The sequence below is a fragment of the Blastococcus jejuensis genome (genome assembly GCF_039534705.1).
GTDB classification, from domain to species: Bacteria; Actinomycetota; Actinomycetes; order Mycobacteriales; family Geodermatophilaceae; genus Blastococcus_B; species Blastococcus_B jejuensis.
This window is the reverse complement of record NZ_BAAAVV010000014.1, coordinates 83079-89616: the sequence shown is the minus strand read 5'-3', so window position 1 is coordinate 89616 and position 6538 is coordinate 83079. Positions and strand designations below refer to the sequence as shown.

7 protein-coding genes are annotated in these 6538 nt (G+C 74.8%); 2 read left to right on the top strand and 5 right to left on the bottom strand.

What is annotated here, in order from left to right:
• Positions 1-116: 116 nt before the first annotated feature.
• Positions 117-830 (bottom strand): hypothetical protein, encoded by a 714-nt coding sequence (locus ABD644_RS20150; RefSeq protein WP_344690847.1) that lies wholly within the window; start codon positions 828-830, stop codon positions 117-119.
• Between the two features lie 105 nt (positions 831-935).
• Between ABD644_RS20150 and ABD644_RS20145 the strand changes: the two genes are divergently transcribed.
• Entirely contained in the window at positions 936-2093 is a 1158-nt protein-coding gene (locus ABD644_RS20145; RefSeq protein ID WP_344690846.1) for a sensor histidine kinase, read from the top strand.
• Positions 2090-2752, top strand: coding sequence for a response regulator (locus ABD644_RS20140; RefSeq protein WP_344690845.1), 663 nt, complete (start codon positions 2090-2092; stop codon positions 2750-2752). Before ABD644_RS20145 ends, ABD644_RS20140 begins: the two co-directional genes overlap by 4 nt.
• Before the next feature lie 6 nt (positions 2753-2758).
• On the opposite strand, the gene ABD644_RS20135 is transcribed toward ABD644_RS20140, so the two are convergent.
• Genes ABD644_RS20135 through ABD644_RS20120 form a run of 4 tightly spaced genes read right to left on the bottom strand, consistent with a single transcriptional unit; the run spans position 2759 to position 6496 of the window.
• Entirely contained in the window at positions 2759-3409 is a 651-nt protein-coding gene (locus ABD644_RS20135; RefSeq protein WP_344690844.1) for a class II aldolase/adducin family protein, read from the bottom strand.
• On the bottom strand, positions 3406-4734 hold the full coding sequence (locus tag ABD644_RS20130) for an amidohydrolase family protein (protein WP_344690843.1): 1329 nt from the start codon (positions 4732-4734) through the stop codon (positions 3406-3408). Before ABD644_RS20130 ends, ABD644_RS20135 begins: the two co-directional genes overlap by 4 nt.
• Positions 4731-5462 carry a nucleoside phosphorylase gene (locus tag ABD644_RS20125; protein ID WP_344690842.1) on the bottom strand — a complete coding sequence of 244 codons (732 nt, stop codon included), beginning with the start codon at positions 5460-5462 and terminating at the stop codon, positions 4731-4733. The genes ABD644_RS20130 and ABD644_RS20125 overlap by 4 nt, the downstream gene beginning before the upstream one ends.
• Positions 5459-6496, bottom strand: coding sequence for a s-methyl-5-thioribose-1-phosphate isomerase (locus ABD644_RS20120; RefSeq protein WP_344690841.1), 1038 nt, complete (start codon positions 6494-6496; stop codon positions 5459-5461). Before ABD644_RS20120 ends, ABD644_RS20125 begins: the two co-directional genes overlap by 4 nt.
• Positions 6497-6538 lie beyond the last annotated feature (42 nt).

The following is a 6538-nucleotide window of genomic DNA, read 5'->3' as shown; positions in this document are numbered from 1 at the left end:
GGTGGGCGCACGATCTGACCCTAGGAATCCAACCCGTTCCAGGCGGCGAGAGTGCTGACCCACCGGCCGCTACCGGCGCCGAACCTGCCAGAGACCGGCGGGCCCGGTAAGCCCCATTAGGCGGCGACGAGCTCCCCCGCCCGCGGCCCCCGGAGCACCGCTGCCGCCCACCCCGCCATCCCCGCGATGAGCAGCACGAACGGCGCGAAGGCGACGTCGACGGGCAGCGGGACGGCGCTGGGCAGGACGGCCAGCGCGATCGCGACGGCCGGCCACAGCGGCGCCACGCCGGACCGGTGCAGCCCGATGCCGAGCAGCAGCAGCCCGATCATCAGCGGTCCCAGGAAGAGCAGGAACGTGACGACGGCGACCGCGGCGCTCTCTCCCTGCCGCTCGTACAGCGCGGCCATCTCGGCGGGGTCACCCTCGACCAGGGCGGGCAACTGCAGGAACAGCCCCTGGTGGACGGCGTAGCCGAACGCGCCGACGACGGCGAGGGCGGCGCCCACGCCCCCGGCGACGCCGCCACGGCGGCGCAGCAGACGGGCGACGCCGGTGACGGCCGGGACGAACAGGACGGCCGAGGCGATGCCCAGCCAGATCCAGGCGCTCAGCCGGCCGGGCTGGGCGGCGACGACGGCGAGGGACTCGGTGCCGTTGTCGGAGAGGTCCGGGGAGACCAGCTCGGAGGTCAGCAGCAGGGCGGGGGCGGCGATCAGGCTCAGGACGGTGAGGCGTCGCATCGGGGGCTCCTCGGGGTCGGTGCGGGACGCGACGAACGCTAGGAATCCCGGCACTCCCGTCGCGTCGTCGCGGGAGACGGTCTTCATCTCGTCGCGTCCGCGTCCCCGCAGGTCAGCCGATCGTCACTCGCGTGGAGCGCCCTCGTCGCCGGCGACGATGTGCGGGGACGGCGCCGGCGCTACTTTCGCGCCGTGGTGCCCGAACGCCTCCGGGGTGCAGCGGGCGAGGACGTCCTCGTCGCGCTGGCCCTGGCGCTCGCGGTGCAGGCCGAGGTCTGGATCTGGTGGGTGGAGGACGAGCAGGGCACCCGCTCGCTCGCGGCCGTCCTGGGTCTGGCGATGACCGTCCCGATGGTGTGGCGCCGCCGCCGTCCCCTCCCGGCCTTGACCGCCGTCGCCGCGGTGTACGTCACCTGGACCCTGCTGACCCCGCCGCGCGGCTCGCTCGCGCCGTATCTCGTCGTCCTCGTGGCGGTGTACTCCGCGGCTGCCCACGGCTCGGCTCGGTCCTCCTGGGCGGGGCTCGGCCTCGGCGTCGCCGCCGAGGTGCTGTTCGTGGCCCGGACGACGAACGACCTGGCCGACTACGCGTTCATCCTCGCCTTCCTGGTCGGCGCGTGGCTGGCCGGCCGCGGCATGCGCGTCCGCCAGCAGCGCGCGGACGCGCACTTCGCCCGAGCGGTGCGGGCCGAGGTGGACCGCGAGGAGAAGGCGCGGGCCGCCGTGGCCGAGGAGCGCGGCCGGATCGCCCGCGAGCTGCACGACATCATCAGCCACAGCGTCAGCGTCATGGTCGTCCAGGCCGGGGCCGCCGAGCAGGTCCTCGACCGGGATCCCGACCAGGTGCGCGAGTCCCTCCAGGCCATCCAGCGCACCGGCCGGGATGCCCGACTCGAGCTGCGACGGCTGCTCGGCGTGCTGCGCACCGGGGACGGCGAGCGTCCGGAGTACGGGCCGCAGCCCGGGCTGGCCCAGCTCGCGCAGCTCGCCGACCAGCTCCGCAGCTCCGGCGTCGACCTCGCCGTGGACGTGGAGGGCCCGCCGCGGCCCCTGCCCGCGGGGGTCGATCTCACGGCGTACCGGATCGCCCAGGAGGCCGTGACCAACGCGCTCAAGCACGCGGCTGGCGCGCGCGTGACCGTGCGGATCCGCTACGGCCGGGACGACCTCGACGTCGAGGTGCTCGACGACGGCGGCCCGGGCCCCGGGGGCGACGGCGGAGGCGGCTTCGGGCTGGGCGGGATGCGAGAGCGCGCGGCGCTCTACGGAGGCGAGCTCGAGCACGGGCGACGTCCCGAGGGCGGCTACCGCGTGCACGCCCGGCTCCCGTTGACGGCGGTGGAGGCGTGATCCGCGTCCTGGTGGCCGACGACCAGGCGCTGGTGCGCGGTGGCTTCCGACTGATGATCGACGCCCAGCCCGACATGACCGTCGTCGGCGAGGCCGCCGACGGTGCCTCCGCCGTGGCGCTGGCCGTGCAGCTGGTCCCCGACGTGGTCCTGATGGACATCCGGATGCCGGGCATGGACGGGCTGGAGGCCACGCGCCGGTTGCTCGCCACGGCGCCGGTCGGCGTCCGCGTGCTGGTGCTCACGACGTTCGACCTCGACGAGTACGTGTACGAGGCGATCCGCGCCGGGGCCAGCGGGTTCCTCGTCAAGGACATCGCCCCGGCGGACCTGGCCGCCGGCGTCCGCACCGTCGCGGGCGGCGACGCCCTGCTCGCCCCCGGCGTCCTGCGCCGGATGATGGAGGACTTCGCCCGCCGGCCGCCGCCGGGCGCGCAGCCGCCCGCGGCGCTCGACGTCCTCACCGAACGGGAGCGCGAGGTGCTCACCCTCATGGGGCGCGGGCGGAGCAACGACGAGATCGCCGCCGAGCTGTTCATCAGCGGCACGACGGTGCGCACCCACGTCACCCACGTGCTCGCGAAGCTGGCGCTCCGCGACCGGGTCCAGGCCGTGGTGCTGGCCTACGAGTCGGGTCTGGTCCGGCCCGGCGAGGCGTGACCCCGGTCAGGCGTGGTGGAGGTCCGCGAAGGCATCCGCGGGGAACTCGGTGACCGTGTCGCCGACCGCGAGGCACCGGTAGGTGGCCGTGGCGGCCTCCTCCAGGTTCAGGGCCCGCCGGTAGGCCATCCCGATGTCGGCCCCCAGCGCCGAGCAGCCGTGGTGCGACAGCACCACGCAGTCGTGGTCGCGCGCCTGCTCCGCGGCCCCGTCGGCCAGCTCGTCGGAACCGTTCGGGAAGTAGGGCACGGTGCCGACCGACCGCACGTAGTAGGCGTGGTCGAGCGTGATCAGCCGGATCCGGTGCCCCAGCGCGTCGACGAGCACAGCGTGCTGCGGGTGCAGGTGCACGACGGCGTTGACGTCGGGGCGCACCCGGTAGGTCCGCTGGTGCAGCTTCCACTCGCTCGAGGGCCGCGTCACGCCGTCCTGCACCGCGCCGCCGCGCACCTCGCCGTCCAGGGACATGACCGTGAAATCGGCGGGGGTCAGCCGGTCCAGCCAGGTGCCCGCACCGGTGACGACGAACTCGCTGCTGCCCGGCAGGCGGGCCGAGAGGTTCCCGCCGCTGGCCAGCGCCAGGCCACCACCCACAGCCATCCGCCCCACCTCGGCGAGCTGGTCGAGCAGGTCGTCGGTCGTCCGCGGTGCCTTCACGGCGTCTCCTCCCCCGCCGTGCGCCGGCGGCGCAGGGCGGTGATCTCGTCCAGCACGGCCCGCTCGTCGATGGTGGTGAGCACGCGGTCGCGCAGCAGCACCCGGCCGTCGACGACGGTGTGCCGCACGTCGGCGGCGGTCAGGCCATAGGCGACGGCCGACCACGGGTCGGTGTTGGGCGCGACGTGCGGCCGGTCGGCGTCGCAGACCACCAGGTCGGCGCGCCGTCCGACGGTGAGCGACCCGATCCGGTCGCCCAGCCCGAGCACGGCGGCGCCCCCGGCGGTGGCCATCCGGACCGCCCGCTCGGCGCCGACGGTGCGCGGATCCCGCGTCACGCCCTTGTGCAGCAGCGCCGCCAGCCGGATGCCGGCGAACATGTCCAGCGCACCGGCCGAGGCCGCGCCGTCGGTGCCGATCCCCACCGGGACGCCGGCCGCCAGCAGCTCGGGCAGCGGCGCGATGCCGCAGCCGAGGTTGAGGTTGGACACCGGGCAGTGCGCGACCGCGGTGCCGGAGGCGGCCAGGAGCTCGATGTCGGTGTCGTCGAGCTGCACGGCGTGCGCGACGACGGTGCCCGGGCCGAGCACCCCGGCGAGGCCGAGGACGGGCAGCGGCCGGCCACGGTGGCGGGCGCGGACGGCGTCGTCCTCCCCCGGGCTCTCCGCCGCGTGCACGTGCACGCGGGCGTCGAACCGGACCGCCAGGTCCATGACCCGCTCGAGCTGGTCGCGCGAGAGCATGTAGGCCGAGTGCGGCATGACCCAGGCCGGCGCGGCCGGGTCGGCGTCGCGGCGGGCGGTCAGCAGCTCCTCGGCCCAGGCCATCCTCGCGTCGAAGTCGCGGCCGTCCGGGTCGATCACGTCCATGAACGAGGGGCCGTTGAGCAGCCGGAAGCCGACCCGGTCGGCGACCTCGCTGGCCGCCTCCGGGTACCAGTACATGTCCAGCGCCGTCGTGACGCCGCCCCGCAGGCTCTCGGCCAGCGCCGCCTCGACCCCGACCGCCACCGACGTGGCGTCGAGCTGCGCCAGCTCGGCGGCCAGCAGCCGCTCCAGGAACTGCTCGAGCGAGACGTCGTCGGCCTCGCCGCGGAAGAGGTTCATCGCGAGGTGCGCGTGGGTGTTGACCAGGCCCGGCAGCACCAGGCAGCCGGTGGCGTCCAGCGTCTGCGCCGGCTCGAACTCCCGCGCCACCTCCGCGGCCGGGCCGACCGCCACGATCTCGCCGTCCCGCACGGCCACCGCACCGTCGACGACGACCGTGCCCGGACCGTCGACGGTGAGCACCGTCCCGCCGGTGACCAGCAGGTCGGCCGGCCTCATCCGAGTCGGACCAGCGCGTCCAGCGCGACGTCCATACCGCGCTCGACGCCGGCGGCGACGACCTCGCGGTGCGGGTCGTAGCCGGTGGTCTCCCGCAGCTCGTCGGCCGCGACGCCGTCGATGACCAGGACGCCGCCGGTCGTCAGCCCGTGCAGCGAGCCGTGCACCAGCAGCGCCGAGAGCTCCATCTCGATGGCGAGCACGCCGGCCTGCACGTACGCGGGCATCGGCACCGGCAGCAGGCCCGGGTAGAAGGCCGCGCGGGTCCACACCAGCCCGCGGTGGTGCGGCGCGTGCCGCTCGCGGGCGGCGGCGGCCAGCGCGAGCACCGCCTCCGGGCTGCTGACGGCGGGGTACTCCGGCGGCACGAGCTGCTGGGTGACGCCGTCGTCGCGGACGCACGCCTCGGCGATGACCAGGTCGCCGTCGCCGATGCCCGGCTGCATCGCGCCGGCCGTGCCCAGCCGCAGGACCGTGCGCACCCCGGCGTCGGTCAGTTCCTGGAACAGGCAGATCGCGCCCGGCCCGCCCACGCCGTGCGAGGAGACGAGCACCTCGGCGCCCTGCCACGTGCCGCGGAACGTGCGGTACTCGCGGGCCCAGGCCACCTCGACGGCGTCGTCGAGGCGCTTCGCCATGCGTTCCGCCCGGAACGGGTCGCCGACGACGACGGCGCGCGGCGGCAGGCCGGTGCGCGGGATCTGCGTCACCGGCAGGAGGTCGCTCATGCCTGCTCCCCCGCGTAGTAGGAGTGCAGGTCCTGCGGGGAGAACCGGCCGCGGTCGGTGACGACGGTGCGCACGTACCGCGGCGGGGTGATGTCGAACGCCGGGTAGATGCCGGTCACCCGGTGCGACGCGGTGCGGCGGCCGAGGCAGTGCAGCACCTCGTCGCCGTCGCGGTCCTCCATCTCGACGTCGTCCGCCGACGGCGCCTGCGCGTCCGGGGCGTGCACGAGAGCGACGAAGGGGACGTCGAAGGCGTGCGCGGAGATGGCGATCTGCAGCGTGCCGATCTTGTTGACGACGTGGCCGTCCATGGTGATGCGGTCGGCGGCGGTGACGAAGCGGGTGATCTCCCCGCGGCTCATCAGGTGCGCGGCCATGCCGTCGGTGATCAGCCGGGTGGGCACACCCATCTCGGCCAGGCTCTCCGAGGTGAGCCGGGCGCCCTGCAGGTAGGGCCGGGTCTCCGTGCAGATGGCGTCGACCCGCTTGCCGGAGCGCAGCACCGCGGCCATGGTCTGGGTGATGTAGGACTCCGCCCAGCAGTGGGTGAGCACCGTGGCACCGTCGGGGATCAGCTCGGCGGCGTGCTCCCCCAGCTTCCGGCTGCGGTCGAGGTACCGGTCGCCGGCGGCCAGCGCGGCCCGCTCGACCGTCTCGGCCAGCGGCTCCCCGGCGTCGAGGGTGGCCGTGGCGACCGCCAGCAGTTCGGCGACGACGTCGCGAATCTGGTTGTTGGTCTTCCGGGTGTTCACCAGCCGGTGCCCGGCGGCGGCCATGAACTCGCGCCGCTGCTCGAGGGTGGACAGCCGGTCGGCGTCGCGCGCGGCGAGGGTCATCCCGCCGGCCGCGGCGAACAGCGGGCCGCTGCTCTGGGTCACCATGTCCTCGATCGCCTTCGCGACGTCCTCGTGGTTCCGGCAGGTCACCCAGCTCTTCTCGAACGGGAAGACCCGTCGGTCGAGGATGCGCACCGCGTCCGGCTCGATCAGCACGTTCTGGCTGATGATCGTGGGCACGGGTACGTCGACGGTCATGTGGGGTTCTCCGAGCTGTGCGACGGGACGGGGACGACGGGG

Coding starts and splice junctions, on each gene's coding strand:
- ABD644_RS20150 (WP_344690847.1), bottom strand. CDS start 830: ATGAAGACCGTCTCCCGCGACGACGCGACGGGAGTGCCGGGATTCCTA.
- ABD644_RS20130 (WP_344690843.1), bottom strand. CDS start 4,734: ATGAGGCCGGCCGACCTGCTGGTCACCGGCGGGACGGTGCTCACCGTC.
- ABD644_RS20125 (WP_344690842.1), bottom strand. CDS start 5,462: ATGAGCGACCTCCTGCCGGTGACGCAGATCCCGCGCACCGGCCTGCCG.
- ABD644_RS20120 (WP_344690841.1), bottom strand. CDS start 6,496: ATGACCGTCGACGTACCCGTGCCCACGATCATCAGCCAGAACGTGCTG.